The 16,238-nt window shown below is 67.3% G+C and carries 10 protein-coding genes and 1 pseudogene; all 11 read left to right on the forward strand.

Annotated features, from left to right (window positions below):
* Window positions 1-257: 257 nt before the first annotated feature.
* The 11 genes and pseudogenes from WJ35_RS24740 to WJ35_RS24790 all read left to right on the forward strand — a co-directional run bounded on the left by WJ35_RS24740 (window position 258) and on the right by WJ35_RS24790 (window position 16,237).
* Window positions 258-833 (forward strand): helix-turn-helix domain-containing protein, encoded by a 576-nt coding sequence (locus WJ35_RS24740; protein WP_069240217.1) that lies wholly within the window; start codon window positions 258-260, stop codon window positions 831-833.
* Between the two features lie 345 nt (window positions 834-1,178).
* Window positions 1,179-4,004 (forward strand): TonB-dependent receptor, encoded by a 2,826-nt coding sequence (locus tag WJ35_RS24745; protein ID WP_069240218.1) that lies wholly within the window; start codon window positions 1,179-1,181, stop codon window positions 4,002-4,004.
* Between the two features lie 174 nt (window positions 4,005-4,178).
* Window positions 4,179-6,104 carry an extracellular solute-binding protein gene (locus tag WJ35_RS24750; RefSeq protein ID WP_155121972.1) on the forward strand — a complete coding sequence of 642 codons (1,926 nt, stop codon included), beginning with the start codon at window positions 4,179-4,181 and terminating at the stop codon, window positions 6,102-6,104.
* A 14-nt stretch (window positions 6,105-6,118) separates the two neighbouring features.
* On the forward strand, window positions 6,119-7,171 hold the full coding sequence (locus WJ35_RS24755) for a microcin C ABC transporter permease YejB (protein WP_060232786.1): 1,053 nt from the start codon (window positions 6,119-6,121) through the stop codon (window positions 7,169-7,171).
* Window positions 7,125-8,232 (forward strand): annotated as a pseudogene (locus WJ35_RS24760) (ABC transporter permease). Before WJ35_RS24755 ends, WJ35_RS24760 begins: the two are co-directional and overlap by 47 nt.
* Complete coding sequence (locus WJ35_RS24765) at window positions 8,232-9,881, forward strand: ABC transporter ATP-binding protein (RefSeq protein ID WP_069240624.1); 1,650 nt, start codon at window positions 8,232-8,234, stop codon at window positions 9,879-9,881. Before WJ35_RS24760 ends, WJ35_RS24765 begins: the two are co-directional and overlap by 1 nt.
* A gap of 142 nt (window positions 9,882-10,023) precedes the next feature.
* Window positions 10,024-13,185: a multidrug efflux RND transporter permease subunit gene (locus WJ35_RS24770; RefSeq protein WP_069240219.1), complete on the forward strand. Its 3,162-nt coding sequence runs from the start codon at window positions 10,024-10,026 to the stop codon at window positions 13,183-13,185.
* A gap of 201 nt (window positions 13,186-13,386) precedes the next feature.
* Window positions 13,387-14,007: a TetR/AcrR family transcriptional regulator gene (locus tag WJ35_RS24775; RefSeq protein ID WP_069240220.1), complete on the forward strand. Its 621-nt coding sequence runs from the start codon at window positions 13,387-13,389 to the stop codon at window positions 14,005-14,007.
* 187 nt (window positions 14,008-14,194) lie between these two features.
* Window positions 14,195-15,253: an NADP-dependent oxidoreductase gene (locus WJ35_RS24780; protein ID WP_069240221.1), complete on the forward strand. Its 1,059-nt coding sequence runs from the start codon at window positions 14,195-14,197 to the stop codon at window positions 15,251-15,253.
* Window positions 15,254-15,338: 85 nt separating this feature from the next.
* Window positions 15,339-15,638 (forward strand): putative quinol monooxygenase, encoded by a 300-nt coding sequence (locus WJ35_RS24785; protein WP_069240222.1) that lies wholly within the window; start codon window positions 15,339-15,341, stop codon window positions 15,636-15,638.
* A 143-nt stretch (window positions 15,639-15,781) separates the two neighbouring features.
* Window positions 15,782-16,237 (forward strand): (2Fe-2S)-binding protein, encoded by a 456-nt coding sequence (locus WJ35_RS24790; RefSeq protein ID WP_069240223.1) that lies wholly within the window; start codon window positions 15,782-15,784, stop codon window positions 16,235-16,237.
* The last annotated feature ends 1 nt before the right edge of the window (window position 16,238 follow it).

The raw sequence follows: 16,238 nt of genomic DNA on the forward strand, positions 1-16,238 counted from the left end.
ACGAGCAGCGTAGCGCGGCAGAAGGACCAGCCGTCGAAGGTCGGACATGAAGATGGAAAGGGGCGATCTTGTTGATTAGCAAGGCGAATCAAATTTGCGAAACATCCGATGACGGGCGACGACGGCGCCACGCCGCACCACGCGCCGGCTGCCCGCGGCAGCGCGCGGCCGGGTATCCCGCCGAGCCGGTCGCGTCATCGCATCGGTCAAGGATCGACGACATCAAACCAGTTTCGACTGCGAGGCCCCGCACTTCCATGACTGTGTCCGCTGATGAGTCGGTTCTGGTCGCCGTATCGCTAGGCAACAAGATCCGGGCGCTGCGCCAGCGTCTGAAGCTCACGCTCGACGAAACGGCCGGGATCGCAGGCATTTCCAAGCCGTTCCTGTCGCAGATCGAACGCGGGCGCGCGATGCCGTCGATCGCGTCGCTCGTCGGGATCGCGCAAGCGTTGGGCGTCACGATGCAGTACTTCATCGACACGCCGACAGAAGCGCGTTCGGTATGCCGTGCGCACGCGCTGCAGTATTTCCAGTTCACGAACTCGGCCAACCTGTTCGCCAAGCTGACGAACCCGGCGGATGGCCGCAAGCTCGACGCGATTCTCGTCAGGATGCCGGCGGGGCAGTCGCCGTCCGAGATAACGACCCATGCGGGCGAGGAATTCGTCTACGTGATGCGCGGGCAGGTCGCGCTGACGCTCGAGGATTGCACGTTCACGCTGAAGGCGGGCGAGACCGCGCATTACGAATCGACGGTGGCCCATGCGTGGAGCAACGCCGCCGACGAGGAAGCGGTGATCGTCTGGGTTGGCACGCCGAGGCTGTTCTAGCGGAGGCGGCAGGCGCCGCACGCCGCGACGCAGAAGAAGTATCCAATCGATGGAAGGCAGCACGCAGTACGCAGTACGGCCGGCAGACGTCTTCACTGCTCGTCGTCCATCGAATTGGAAGTTGCAGGAAGTGCGCTCATTACATGTAGTAAGTATTGCGAATAAAAACGTTAAGAGACGGTGATGCCGAGTGGCACGGGTGCCCGAGGCCGATCCGTTCGAGTCGTGGCAGTCGAAAGGGTGGCTATGGCGGGGTCCGTTACACGGGCGCCCAGGACGCGCAAGGAACTCACAAAGTTCCGGCGTGCAGCAGGTGGGGTCTTACTACGAGCGAGAGGGAACAAGATGAAGCAGAGAGCTTTGGCGTTGGCTATCAAGAGAATGATCTGGGCGGAAGTGGCGCTGACGGCCACGCTGGCGGCGCCGGCGTTCGCGCAGAGCCAGCCGGCGCCGGGAGCCGCATCGATCGCGGATGCGGTCGCGAACGGCGCACCCGTGACCGTTTCGCAGGCGAACGGCACGGCGGGCGCTGTCGCTGCCACGGGTGCCGCGGCATCGGGTGCGGCAGCCGTGGCGACGCCGGCCGCGCCCGGCGCGAACGGACAAGGCAAGGTCGCGCAGATCAAGCGCTTCGAGGTCACGGGCTCGCTGATCCGCAGCGCGGACAAGGTCGGCTTCAACCAGGTCCAGACCATCACGAGCAAGGACATCCAGAACAGCGGTCAGACCAACGTCGCTGATTACCTGCGCAGCACCTCGGCGAATTCGGCAAGCAGCTGGAGCGAAGGTTCGACGAACAGCTTCGCGCCCGGCGGCGCGGGCATCGCGTTGCGCGGGCTGAGCGAGAAATACACGCTGGTGCTGGTGGACGGGCAGCGCGTCGCGCCGTACGCGTTCGCGGTGAACGGCACCGACCAGTTCTTCGACCTGAACACGCTGCCGATCAACATCATCGACCGGATCGAGATCGTCAAGACGGGCGCGGTATCGCAGTATGGTTCCGACGCGATCGCGGGCGTCGTGAACATCATCACGAAAAAGAACTTCCAGGGCCTCGAGCTCGGCGGCAGCTACGGCGGCGCGACGCAGGACGGCGGCGGCGCGGGCACGACCCAGTTCAGCATCCTGGGCGGCATCGGCGACCTGAATGCCGACCGCTTCAACGTCACGGCGGCACTCAGCTACTACAAGTCGAACGGGATTCTGGCGTCCGACCGCGACATGACGCAGAACCAGGATTTCTCCAATTTCCCGGGCGGCCTGTCGAACCAGAACGTGTCGTACTGGCGTAATCCGACCACCGGCGCGAAGGTGCCGCTGAGCCCGTGTCCGAACGGAGGCCAGGCCGTGCCGGGCACCTCCGTCGCGCAGGTCAACGGTCCGGGCACGGTCTGCGCAAACAATACCGCCTACGCGTCGTCGATCTCGCCGTGGACCGAGCGCCTGAGCGCGAAGGTGCACGCGGACTTCAAGATCAGCGACGCGATGCAGGCATTCGCCGATCTGTGGGAAAGCAACAATACGACGGTCACGAACACCGGCGTCGGCCGCCTGGGCTCCAGCACGCAGACGTTCGACCCCGCGACGGGCGGCGTCAAGCTGGTGTCGAACGTCGTGCCGGGCAGCAATCCGTACAACCCGTTCGGCGTGCCGGCCAAGCTGGTCTACTCGTTCCCGGCCACGCAGTCCGTGCACACGAGCTCGAACTTCTGGCGTGCCGCGACGGGTGTGAAAGGCTCGTTCAGCACGCCGCGCGTGGGCGATTGGGATTGGACCGCGTCCTACACGCATTCGCAGAACACGGTGTCGAACAACTATTCGAACCTGATCAACGCGGCCGCGCTGGAGAACATCGTCCAGAACGGCGTGTTCAACTTCGCCAATCCGTCGTCGACACCGAACGGGTTGAACGGCCTTTACGGAAGCACGTCGACGCAGGCGATCACGAAGCTCGACACGGTCGACGCGACGATCGCGACGCCGAACCTGTTCACGCTGCCGACCGGCAACGTCGGCCTCGGCCTCGGTACGCAATTCACGCACCAGAGCCAGTACATCGGTACAGGCGCGGACTACGTGAACGGCACGTTCATCCAGCCGTCGCTGCAATCGGTGAACGGCCAGCGCAACGTCGCGGCGATCTACTACCAGATCGACGTGCCGATCCTGAAAAACCTCACCTTCAGCCAGTCGGGCCGCTACGATCACTACAGCGATTTCGGCGGCGCGTTCTCGCCGCGCTTCGCGCTGCGCTTCCAGCCGATCCGCGAGCTGACGGTGTACGGTTCCTACAACCGCGGCTTCCGCGCACCGACGCTGATCGAAAACACTTCGTCGAGGACCTACAGCGCGCAGGGCGCGGTCGATTCGAACGATCCCAACAACCCGAACGCATACAACCTCGTCGAGGAAGTGCAGGCCGGTAACAGCAAGCTGCAACCGGAGCGCACGAAGAACTACAACATCGGCTTCCAGCTGTCGCCGACGCGCACCACCGACATCGGCTTCGACTGGTACAAGATCCATGTCGACAACGTGATCGGCACCGACGACGTGCAGACGGTGGTCGACGCGAACGACCCGTCGCGCGTGGTCCGCAACCCGAACGGCTCGATCGCGTACGTGCTGCTGCCGTACAAGAACCTGTCGCACCTCGACACGGACGGCTTCGAGACGACGTTCCGCCAGTCGGTGAAGACGGCGGTCGGCACGTTCACGCTGTCGGGCGACTGGGCGTACGTGTGGCACTTCAAGATGCCGGTGGGCGGCGTCGAGACGGACTTCGCGGGCAACAACGGCTCGGTGAACCAGCCGTTCGGCGGCAGCTTCCCGCGCTGGAAGGGCAATACGAGTCTGAACTGGAACTACCACAACCAATGGAATGCGACGTTGACGTGGATGTTCACGGGACCGTACAGCCAGGCCATCCTGTCGCCGGGCCAGTATCCGAACATGCAGGACAGCGTCGCGTCGTACAGCCAGTTCAACCTGAACGTCAGCTACACGGGGTTCAAGCACTGGACGCTGTATGCGGGCATCAACAACATCTTCAACCGCAAGCCGCCGTTCGATCCGGTGTACATGAACGCGGCCTACCAGACCGGCTACGACACGTCGCTGTACACGTACGTCGGCCGCTTCGCGCAGGCCGGCGCGACCTACAAGTTCTGATGCTGCAATCGGTTTGAATGGCACGCGATGGGCCGCTCCGCTTCCCTTTACCCGCCGGGAGCGGCCCTTTCCGGCCTGACGCCGTTATGTGCGATCCGGCGGCGTCGAGCCGTTGCGACAACCATACTGAATCCGTGCCGGCAGCCAGCCGGCGCATCCCTGGACAAGCAGAAGATGAGACTTGTAACGTTGCGTTTGCCGCACGCGCCGCAATCGGTTCGCTTTGCGCTGCGGGCCGGCCGGCAACGCGGGCGAATCGCTCGCATCGCAGCTGCCGTGTGCGTGGCGTCGACGCTGAACGCTTTCGCGCCTTCGGCCGCCGAGGCCGCCAACGCGATCTCTCAATACGATCAGCCCAAGTACTCGGCCAACTTTACGCATTTCGACTATGCGGACCCGGACGCGCCGGACGACGGCACGCTCAGTTTCCAGAACTACGGCGAGGCGCAGAGCTACGACTCGCTGAATCCGTTCCTCGTGCGCGGCTCGCCCGCCCCGGATATCCAGCATCTGATGTTCGATACGCTGATGCAGCGGAGCTGGGACGAGCTGGCGTCCGAGTACGCGTTGATCGCCGACGACGTGCAGGTCGCGCCTGACGGGATGTCGGCGACGTTCCATGTCGACCCGGCCGCGCGTTTCTCGAACGGCGACCCGATCACGGCGGCGGACGTCAAGTACTCGTTCGACACGCTGTCGAGCCCGCAGGCGTCGCCGCTCTTCAACGCGCAGTTCGCGGTGATCCGGCGCGCGGTGGTCGTCGACCGGCAGACGGTCCGCTTCGACTTCAAGCGCGCCGAGCGCGCGGCGCCGCTGATCGCGGGCGACCTGCCGGTGTTCTCGCCGAAGTGGGGGATGCGGCCCGACGGCACGCGGCCGCCGTTCGACCAGATCGCGACCGTGCCGCCGATCGCGAGCGGCCCGTACCTGATCGAGCAGCGCAAGAACGACAAGCAGATCGTCTACACGCGCAACCCGCGCTACTGGGCGGCGCGCCTGCCGTCGCGGCGCGGCATGTACCGCTTCGCGCGCGTGTCGTTCAAGCTGTATCTCGACCAGTACACGATGCTCGAGGCGTTCAAGGCGGGCGACATCGACGCGCGCATGGAATACAGCGCGACGCAATGGGCGCGCCGGTACGTCGGCAAGAACTTCCGCAGCGGCTTGCTGACGACGCGCGAATTCCCCGACGGCCCCGCGCAGATGCAGGGCTTCCTGATCAACCTGCGCAAGCCGCAGTTCAGCGACGTGCGCGTGCGCCGTGCGCTGGCGCTCGCGTTCGACTACGACTGGATGAACCGGATGATGTTCTACGGGCAGTACCGCCGCACGAACGGCTTCTGGGAGGCGAGCCCGTTCGGTGCGCGAGGGATGCCGAGCGAGAAGGAGCTCGCGCTGCTCGCGCCGTATCGTGCGGAGCTGCCGCCCGAGGTGTTCGGCCCGATGGTCCGGCAGCCGTCGACGCTGCCGCCCGGCTCGCTGCGCGACAACCTGAAAGCGGCGCGCGACCTGCTCGCGCAGGCCGGCTGGCGCTACCGGGACGGCGCGCTGCGCGACGCGAACGGCACGCCGATGACGATCGAGATCATCGACGACCAGCCGGGGATGGACCGGCTGATCCTGCCGTACATCCAGGCGCTCGGCACGCTCGGCATCCGCGCGTCGCTGCACGAGCTCGACAGCGCGCTGTACCAGCGGCGCATGGACAACTTCCAGTACGACATGACGACCTTCATCTACCCGCCGGTCACGATCCCGGGCGCGGAGCTCGCGCGCCGCTTCGGCAGCGCGGCGGCGTCCGAGGTCGGTTCGGAGAACTATCCGGGCGTGCGCTCGAAGGCGGTCGACGCGCTGATCCGCGCGGCGCTCGCCGCCGACACGCTGGAAGACCTCGAGACGGCGACGCGTGCGCTCGACCGCGTGCTGATCAACCTTTACCTCCTCGTGCCGCAGTACTACCTGCCGAATGCGCGGATCGCCTACAAGACCACCTTCGGGCATCCGGCCGTGATTCCAGGCTCCTACCAATACGAGGACTGGATCATCGACTACTGGTACCGGAAGCGGCCCGCGGGCGCCGCGCCGGTTGCCGGCACCTGACGGAGGGCGCGACGATGCTTGCCTACATACTCAGACGGCTGCTGCTGATGGTCCCGACGCTGATCGGCGTCGTGACGATCACGTTCGCCGTCACGCAGTTCGTGCCGGGCGGCCCGGTCGAGCAGGTGCTGACCCAGTTGCGCCACGGCAACGCGCATGGCGGCGAAGCGGGCGGCGGCGGGGGCGGCTATCACGGCAGCCAGGGGATCGACCCGCAGCAGATCGAGCAGATCCGCAGGCAGTTCGGTTTCGACAAGCCGCCGCTCGAGCGCTACGGGATGATGCTGAAGGCCTACGCGCGCTTCGATCTCGGCCAGTCGTACTTCGTGCATGCGCGCGTGTGGGACGTGATCCGCTCGAAGCTGCCGGTGTCGATCACGCTCGGCCTGTGGACGGTGTTCCTCACCTACCTGATCTCCGTGCCGCTCGGCATCGCGAAGGCGGTGCGCAACGGCTCGCGCTTCGATACGGCGACGAGCGTGCTCGTGCTGGCCGGCTACGCGATTCCCGGCTTCGTGCTCGGCGTGCTGCTGCTGATGCTGTTCGGCGGCGGCACGTTCTGGCAGCTGTTCCCGATGCGCGGCCTCACGTCCGACGACTTCGACGAGCTGACGCTGGCCGGCCAGGCGCTCGACTACCTGTGGCACATCGTGCTGCCCGTCACGGCCGCGGTGATCGGCAATTTCGCGATCGTCACGATCCTGACGAAGAACACGTTCCTCGACGAAATCGGCCGGCAGTACGTGCTGACCGCGCGCGCGAAGGGCGCGCCCGAGCGCGACGTGCTATGGAAGCACGTGCTGCGCAACGCGGCGATTCCGCTCCTGACCGGGCTGCCCGCCGCGTTCGTCGGCGCGTTCCTGAACGGCAACCTGCTGATCGAGACGCTGTTCTCGCTCGACGGCATGGGCCAGCTCTCGTACGACTCGGTGATCCGCCGCGACTATCCGGTCGTGCTCGGCTCGCTGTTCCTGTTCACGCTCATCGGTCTGCTGACCAAACTCATTGCTGACGTCTGCTATGTCCTCGTCGACCCCCGCATCCAATTCAACCGCCTGGACCGCTGAGCAGGCGCGCGCCGGCCAATCCGCGTCGCCGTGGCGGCGCACGTGGCGGCGCTTCCGCGCGCAGCCGCTCGGCTACTGGAGCTTCGTGATCTTCGCCGCGCTGTTCGCGCTCAGCCTGGGCGCCGACGTGCTGTCGAACGACCGGCCGCTCGTGCTGCGCTACGACGGGCACTATTACTTTCCGATCCTGACGGACTATCCGGAAACGCAGTTCGGCGGCGATTTCCCGGCGAAGACGAACTATCTCGATCCTTATATTCGCGAGAAGCTCGACGCGCGCGGCAACCTGTCGATCTATCCGCCGAACCGCTTTCGCTACGACACGATCGACTACTTCGCATCCCGGCCGTACCCGGCGCCGCCGTCGGCGAGCAACTGGCTCGGCACCGACCAGTTCGGCCGCGACGTGCTCGCGCGGCTGCTGTACGGCTTCCGGCTGTCGGTGCTGATGGCGCTCGCGCTGACCGCGTCGGGCACGCTTGATCGGCGTGCTCGCGGGCGCGCTGCAGGGCTTCTACGGCGGCCGCACCGACCTGATCGGGCAGCGGCTGATCGAGATCTGGAGCGCGCTGCCGGACCTGTACCTGCTGATCATCTTCGCGTCGATCTTCGAGCCGTCGCTGTGGCTGCTGTTCGTGCTGCTGTCGATGTTCGGCTGGCTCATGCTGTCCGACTACGTGCGCGCCGAGTTCCTGCGCAACCGCGGGCTCGACTACGTGAGGGCCGCGCGCACGATGGGACTGACGAACCGCCAGATCATGTGGCGGCACGTGCTGCCGAACAGCCTGACGCCGGTGATCACGTTCCTGCCGTTCCGGATGAGCGCGGCGATCCTGTCGCTGACGAGCCTCGACTTCCTCGGGCTCGGCGTGCAGCCGCCGACGCCGAGCCTCGGCGAGCTGCTGAAGCAGGGCAAGAACAATCTCGATGCGTGGTGGATTTCGGTGTCGGCGTTCGCCGCGCTGGTCGTCACGCTGCTGTTGCTGACCTTCATGGGCGACGCGCTGCGCAACGCGCTCGACGCGCGCACGCGCGGGTCCGCATTCGGTGGAGGCCGATGATGACGAAGCCGTTGCTGGAAATCGACCGCTTCACCGCGCAGTTCGGCGACCGGACCGTCGTGCGCGAGCTGAGCCTGTCGGTCGCGCGCGGCGAGCGCGTGGCGCTCGTAGGCGAATCGGGCTCGGGCAAGAGCGTGACCGCGCTGTCGATCCTGCGCCTCGTGCGGCAGGCGCAATTGTCGGGACGCGTGCTGTTCGACGGCGAAGACCTGCTGACGAAGACCGAGCAGCAGATGCGCGGGATTCGCGGCGCGGACATCGCGATGGTGTTCCAGGAGCCGATGACGGCGCTCAATCCGCTGTATACGATCGGCCGGCAGATCGCGGAGAGCCTGCGGCTGCACGAAGGGCTGCGGCCCGGCGCGGCGCGCGCGCGCGGCATCGAGCTGCTGCGCCGCACCGGGATTCCGGAGCCCGAGCGGCGCATCGACAGCTATCCGCACCAGCTGTCGGGCGGCCAGCGGCAGCGCGCGATGATCGCGATGGCGCTTGCGTGCCGGCCGCGCCTGCTGCTCGCCGACGAGCCGACCACCGCGCTCGACGTGACCGTGCGCCAGCAGATCGTCGACCTGCTGCTCGAACTGCAGGCGCAGGAGGCGGCCGCGCGCGGGATGGCCGTGCTGCTGATCACGCACGACCTGAACCTCGTGCGCCGCTTCGCGCAGCGCGTCGCCGTGATGGAACGCGGCGTGCTCGTCGAGACGAACGAGACCGGCGCGCTGTTCGACGCGCCGCAGCATCCGTATACGCGCCGCCTGCTCGACAGCGCGCCGCGCCGCGCGATCGAGCCGGTCGCGGCCGACGCGCGGACGATCCTCGACGTGCAGCAGCTCGCCGTCGATTACCGCATCGCGACGAAGGGCTGGCGCGGGGTATTCGGCAAGACGGCGTTTCGGGCCGTACACGACGTGAAGCTGAGCCTGAAACGCGGCGAGACCGTCGGTATCGTCGGCGAATCGGGATCGGGCAAGTCGACGCTCGCGTCCGCCGTGCTCGGCCTGCAGCAGCCGGCGGCCGGCGCAATCGAGATCGACGGGCTGCCGCTCGCGGCGCTGCGCGCGAACGCGGGGCGGCGCGCGCTGTACGGCCGGATGCAGGTCGTGTTCCAGGACCCGTTCGGCTCGCTGTCGCCGCGCATGACGATCGAGCAGATCGTCGGCGAAGGGCTCGCGCTGCATCGGCCCGAGCTGGCGCGCGCCGCACGCCGCGCACGGATCGCGGCGCTGCTGGAGGAAGTCGGGCTGCCGGCCGACGCGCTGCCGCGCTACCCGCACGAGTTTTCCGGCGGGCAGCGGCAGCGGATCGCGATCGCGCGCGCGCTGGCCGTGGAGCCCGAGCTGCTCGTGCTCGACGAGCCGACCAGCGCGCTCGACGTGTCGATCCAGAAACAGGTGCTGACGCTGCTGACGAACCTGCAGGCGCGCTACCGGCTCAGCTACCTGTTCATCACGCACGATCTCGCCGTGATGCGCGCGATGGCGCATCGGGTGATCGTGATGCAGGCGGGGCGCGTGGTCGAGGAAGGCGAGACGCTGCAGGTGCTGCATGCGCCGTCCCATCCGTATACCCGCGCGCTGATGGCGTCGTCGATGCTCGCACCGGATCCGGAACCTGAATCAGAGCGGAGGGAAGGGGATGCACATGATTGACGTGAGTCGGGCGCGGGGCGCCCGTGCCGCCCGGGCGTCGCGCAGCGACGCAGGTTCGATGCGGCGCGACGACGCCCGCCACCGGTCGTTCGGCCCGGCGGCAAGCGCAGTCGCGCCGCTGGCCCTTCGCTGACGCACCGCGATGCCGTCGTTCTTCATCGACCGCCCGGTATTTGCGTGGATCGTCGCGCTCGCGATCGTCGTCGCGGGCGTGCTGGCCATTCCGCAATTGCCGATCGCGCAGTATCCGCGCCTCGCGCCGCCGCGCGTCGTCATCACCGCGGCCTATCCGGGCGCGTCGACCGAGACGGTCGACGGCGACGTCGGCAGCATCATCGAGGAAAGCCTCGACGGCGCCGACGGCCTGCAGTACTACGAGACGAGCAGCGACGGTCACGGCAATCTCGAGATCGACGTGACGTTCGCGCCGGGCACCGATCCGGACATCGCGCTCGTCGACGTCAACAACCGGCTGAAGCAGGTCGAGCCGCGGCTGCCGCAGCAGGTCGTGCAGCAGGGCATCGGCGTGTTCAAGGCGGCCAACACGTTCCTGATGCTCGTCACGCTGACGTCGACCGACGGCACGCGCGACTCCGCGCAGCTCGGCGATTATCTGAACCGTTACGTGCTGCGCGAACTGAAGCGCGCGCCGGGCGTCGGCTCGGCCCAGCTGTGGGACGCCGACGAGGCGCTGCGGGTCTGGCTCGATCCGGGCAAGTTGCGCGAATACGACCTCGGCGCCGACGACGTGATCGCGGCCATCGGCGCACAGAACGCGACGGTGACGGCCGGCGCGATCGGCGATGCGCCGTCCGTGCACGGCCAGCAGCTGACGGCGACGATCGTCGTCAAGGGACAACTGACGACGCCGGAGGAGTTCGGCCGGATCGTGCTGAAGTCGAAGCAGGACGGTTCGGTGGTGCGCGTCGCCGACGTCGCCCGCGTCGAAATCGGCCGCGACGACTATTCGTTCTATTCCCGGCTGAACGGCCGTCCGGCGGCCACCGTCGGCATCCAGCTCGGCCCGCGCGGCAACGCGCTCGAAACCTCCAACGCGATTCGTGCGCGGCTTGCCGCGCTGTCGAAGACGCTGCCGCCGGGCGTCGCGATCGAGATTCCGTTCGACGGCGCGCATTTCGTGACGATCGCCATCCGGGAAGTCGTGCTCACGCTCGCCGAGGCCGTCGTGCTGGTGTTCTGCGTGATGTGGCTGTTCCTGCGCGAGCTGCGCTACACGCTCGTGCCGACCGTCGTGATTCCGGTCACGCTGATGGGTGCGTTCGTCGCGATGTGGGCGTTCGGGCTGTCGATCAACGTGTTCACGATGTTCGGCCTCGTGCTGGCGATCGGCATTCTGGTCGACGACGCGATCGTCGTGGTCGAGAGCGTGCACCGCGTGATGGAGGAGGGCGTGTCGCCGCGCGAGGCGACGCGCCGTGCGATGAAGCGGATTGGCGGGGCGATCGTCGGCGTGACGGCGGTACTGACGGCCGTGTTCGTGCCGATGGCATTCTTTCCGGGCAGCGTCGGCGGCATTTACCGGCAGTTCGCGGTGTCGATGATCGCGTCGATGCTCGTGTCGTCGTTCATGGCGCTGTCGCTCACGCCGGCGCTGTGCGCGAATCTGCTGAAACCGGTCGGCCGTCGCGAAGACGGGGGCCGCCGCGTGCCGCGACGCGGCCTCGGCACGCGGCTGGCCGACCGCTTCGGCGTCGCATTCGCTCGCGCGGAGGCCGGCTATCGGCGCATGACCGTGTCGGCGGTGCGCCGCACGGGCACGGTCGCGGGCATCTACGTCGTATTCGTGGCCGTGTGCGGACTGCTGTACTGGATGATGCCGGGCGGTTTCCTGCCGACCGAGGACCAGGGGCAACTGCAGGTGATGATCCAGTTGCCGGCCGGCGCCACGCAGGCGCGCACGGTCGCGGTCGTGCAGCGCGTCGAGGCGCTCCTGCGGGCGGAGCCGGCCGTCGCGAACGTGACGAGCGTGATCGGCTGGAGTTTTGCCGGCAGCGGGCAGAACGTCGGGATGGCGTTCGTCGAACTGAAGGACTGGGCGCAGCGCGACGTCGATGCGACGACGCTGCGCGATCGTCTCAATCGGCGTTTCGGCGAGATTCTCGACGGCGACGTAGAAGCGACGCTGCCGCCATCGGTGCCCGGCATCGGTCACGCGGACGGCTTCACGTTCCGTCTCGAGGATCGTGGCGGGGTCGGGCTCGACGTGCTGAAGGCCGCTCGCGAGCAACTGGCAGCGCGCGCGAAGGCGGACCCGGCGCTCGCGTCCGTGCATTTCGAGGACTTGCCGGATGCGCCGCGAATCGAACTAGACGTCGACCGCGCGAAGGCGTATGCGCTCGGCGTGCCGTTCGAGCGCATCGCGGGCCTGCTCGGCGGCACGTTCGGCTCGAACTACATCAACGACTTTCCGGCATCGGGCCGGATGCGCCGCGTGATCATCGAGGCGGATCCGGCCGCGCGCGCGACCGACGGGGAGCTGATGGCGCTGACGGTGCCGAACCGGACGGGAGACATGGTGCCGCTGTCGGCCATCGCCGCGCCGCACTGGACGGTCGGGCCCGTGATGCTGAATCGCTACGACGGATACCCGTCGCTCGACATCAGCGGCCGGGCGGCGGCCCACACCAGTTCGGGCGCGGCGATGGCCGAGATGGAGCGGCTTGCCGCGATGCTGCCGGCCGGGATCGGCTACGACTGGGTCGACGCGGCGCGCCAGGAGCGGATCGCCGAACGACAGACGCCGCTGCTGGTCGGGTTGTCGGTGCTCGCGGTGTTCATGGCGCTTGCCGCGCTGTATGAAAGCTGGACGATTCCGCTGTCGGTGCTGACGATCGTGCCGCTCGGGATCGTCGGCGCGGTGGCGGCCGCGCTCGCGCGCGGAATGCCGAACGACGTCTACTTCAAGGTGGGGATGATTACGGTGATCGGCTTGTCGGCGAAGAATGCGATTCTGATCGTGCAGTTTGCGCGCGAACTGGGCGGGCGCGGCGTGCCGTTGCGGCAGGCGGTGGTCGAGGCCGCCGCCGCGCGGTTTCGGCCGATCGTGATGACGTCGATGGCGTTTCTGCTCGGCGTCGTGCCGTTGGTGCTGGCGACCGGCGCGGGTGCGGAAAGCCGGCGCTCGATCGGGACCGGCGCGTTTGGAGGCGTGCTCGCGGCGACGGTGTTCGGGCTGGTGTTCGCGCCGGTGGCGTTTCGGGTCGTGGCGTCGGGTGGTCGGCGTGGCCGGCGTGTGGGGGTGACGAAGCGGGACGACCGTCAGGCCGAGGCCGTTCGCGAGTGAATTCGAGGGCAGCGAACGTCAAGTAGCCATGGCGGCCGACCGCATTTTCTGCAGCTTTTCTCGTTCGACGGAATCGTTTCTCGAGAATTTTTGTTCGTAAGAGCGAAGTTGTAATGCGGCGCGCTTCAGGTAAAGTCCCGCTGAAATCCCCGGTCCGGCCTTGCTAGACGACCGGTCTAATCGTTGCTACCATACGCCATCATGAATGCATCTTCAGGCGCGGAAGTCCGCCAGCACATCCTGAACATCGCGAAGCCGATCATGCTCCACAAGGGGTTTTCGGCGGTCGGTCTGAACGAGATTCTCGCCGCGGCGGGCATCCCGAAGGGCTCGTTCTATCATTATTTCGGCTCGAAAGAGGCGTTCGGGGAAGCGCTGCTCGAAGCGTACTTCGACGGCTATCTCGATCATCTCGACAATCTGCTCAAGCATCACGAAGGCACCGGCGCGCAGCGCCTGATGACGTATTGGGGCAACTGGCTACACACGCAGTGCGCGGACGATCTTGAAGGCAAGTGCCTCGCGGTGAAGCTCGGCGCCGAGGTGGCGGATCTGTCCGAAGCGATGCGTTCGGTCCTGCGGCGCGGCACCGGGCAGATCATCGAGCGGCTCGCGGCCGGCATCGAAACGGGGCTCGCCGACGGTTCGCTGCACGGGATCGACGATCCGTCTCACACCGCCGCGACGCTGTATGAGCTGTGGCTTGGCGCGACGCTGCTGGAGAAGATCCACCGCAACCGCAAGCCGCTCGAACACGCGATGCGCGAAACCCGACGGATGCTGAACCTGCCACCCGTCACGGAGGAGGGGACGCAGGTGTGATGCAGGCGCGCACTGGCGCGCCTTGTTTTTGCTCCAACGCTAGACGACTGGTCTACTAAACCGAAATCTCATTGCTCGATCCCGATGGCCGCGGCTTCGCCGACGACGTCGCCGCATCGGCCACCGAACCGATCGTGCCAATCGCAACTGCCAACCCGCACTTGCCAACCTGTTGACGGAGGTTCCCATGCCGCAAAGCAACACAGCAAACCGCAGAATCGTCCTAAACGCGCGCCCGGTCGGCGCACCCACCGCGAATGACTTCCGTGTCGAAACCGCCGACGTGCCGGTGCCCGGCGCCGGCCAGGTCCTGCTGCGCACGATCTGGCTGTCGCTCGACCCGTACATGCGCGGCCGGATGAACGACGCGCCGTCCTATGCGCCGCCGGTGGCGCTCGGCGACGTGATGGTCGGCGGGACCGTCAGCCAGGTCGTGGCGTCGAACCTGCCGGCGTACCGCGCGGGCGATCTCGTCGTCGACACGGGTGGCTGGCAGGACTACGCGTTGTCGGACGGCGCCGGCCTGTTCCCGCTCGGCCGCGATTTCGCGCACCCGTCGTACGCGCTCGGCGTGCTCGGGATGCCGGGCTTCACCGCGTATCACGGGCTGCTGAAGATCGGCGAGCCGAAGGCCGGCGAAACCGTGGTGGTCGCGGCGGCGAGCGGCGCGGTCGGCGCCGTCGTCGGGCAGATCGCGAAGCTGAAGGGCTGCCGCGTGGTCGGCATCGCCGGCGGCGCGGACAAGTGCGCGTACGTGACCGGGACGCTCGGCTTCGACGCGTGCGTCGATCACCGCGACGCGGATTTTGCGCGCAAACTGGCGGACGCATGCCCGGGCGGCATCGACGTCTATTTCGAGAACGTCGGCGGCGCGGTGTTCGATGCGGTGCTGCCGCTGCTCAACATCGACGCGCGTGTGCCGGTGTGCGGGCTGATCGCGCATTACAACGACGCGGCATACGACGACACCGCCGTATCGGCCGGCCGCGATCGCGTGCCGGCGCTGATGGGGACGATCCTGCGCAAGCGCATCCGGATGCAGGGCTTCATCATCCTCGACCACTATGCGACCGGCTACGCCCCGTTCCTGAAGGAGATGAGCGAATGGGTCGCGCAGGGCAAGGTGAAGACGCTCGAGGACGTCGTCCCCGACCTCGCCGAAGCGCCGCAGGCGCTGATCGGCCTGCTCGCCGGCAAGAACTTCGGCAAGGTCGTCGTGCGCGTCGGCCCAGACCAGCTCGACTGACACCGCAGCCGCACCTCCACTGCACGCTGGCGTCGCGCAACGCCGGCTTGTGGCATGCTCGTTTCCGTTTCCAAAGGAGTGAAAGATGGCGCTACACGTGATTGCTTCATTGTTCGTGAAACCCGAACACTTCCAGGCTGCCGAGGCCGAATTGCGCAGCATGGTCGCGAAGACGCGGGTCGAGCCGGGCAACCTGCGCTACGACCTGTTCCGCCAGGCGGACGGTTCGCCGAACCTGCACCTGTACGAGGTCTACGACGACCAGGCCGCATTCGATGCGCACCTCGCCAGCCCGCACTTCACGCAGTTCCGGACGAAGTCGGCGGACTGGTTCTCGGCGCCGCCGGTCATCAAGGTGCTGGCCGGCCTCGACGTGGCCGACTGACGCCGCAGCAGCACCCGTGCGGCTCGCCTCCCGCCCCGAGCCGCACGGCAGCCGCTGCGCATCACGCAGCGGCAATGACGACAATAACGCGGCGCAGCAGATCATCCGCGCCGTCTCCCCAATAAACCGGCCCCGGAGGCTGAATGGTCACCCTCAATATCAACGGCGAAAGCCGCACGGTCGACGCGCCCGCCGACATGCCGCTGCTCTGGGTGCTGCGCGATCTCGTCGGCCTGACCGGCACGAAATTCGGCTGCGGCATCGCGCAGTGCGGCGCGTGCACCGTGCATCTCGACGGCGTCGCGGCGCGCGCGTGCGTGCTGCCGGTCGCGGCGGTCGGCGAGCGCAGGATCACGACGATCGAGGCGATCGGCGCGACGCCCGCCGGGCGCAAGGTGCAGCAGGCGTGGCGCGAGCTCGACGTCGTGCAGTGCGGCTATTGCCAGTCGGGCCAGGTGATGGCCGCCGCCGCGCTGATCGCGTCGAACCCGCACCCGAGCGACGCCGACATCGACGCCGCGATGGCCGGCAACATCTGCCGCTGCGGCACCTACAACCGGGTTCGCGCGGCGATCAAGCAGGCCGCGAAGGAGGCCTGAC

The organism is Burkholderia ubonensis (assembly GCF_001718695.1).
In the GTDB taxonomy this organism is placed as follows: Bacteria; Pseudomonadota; Gammaproteobacteria; order Burkholderiales; family Burkholderiaceae; genus Burkholderia; species Burkholderia ubonensis_B.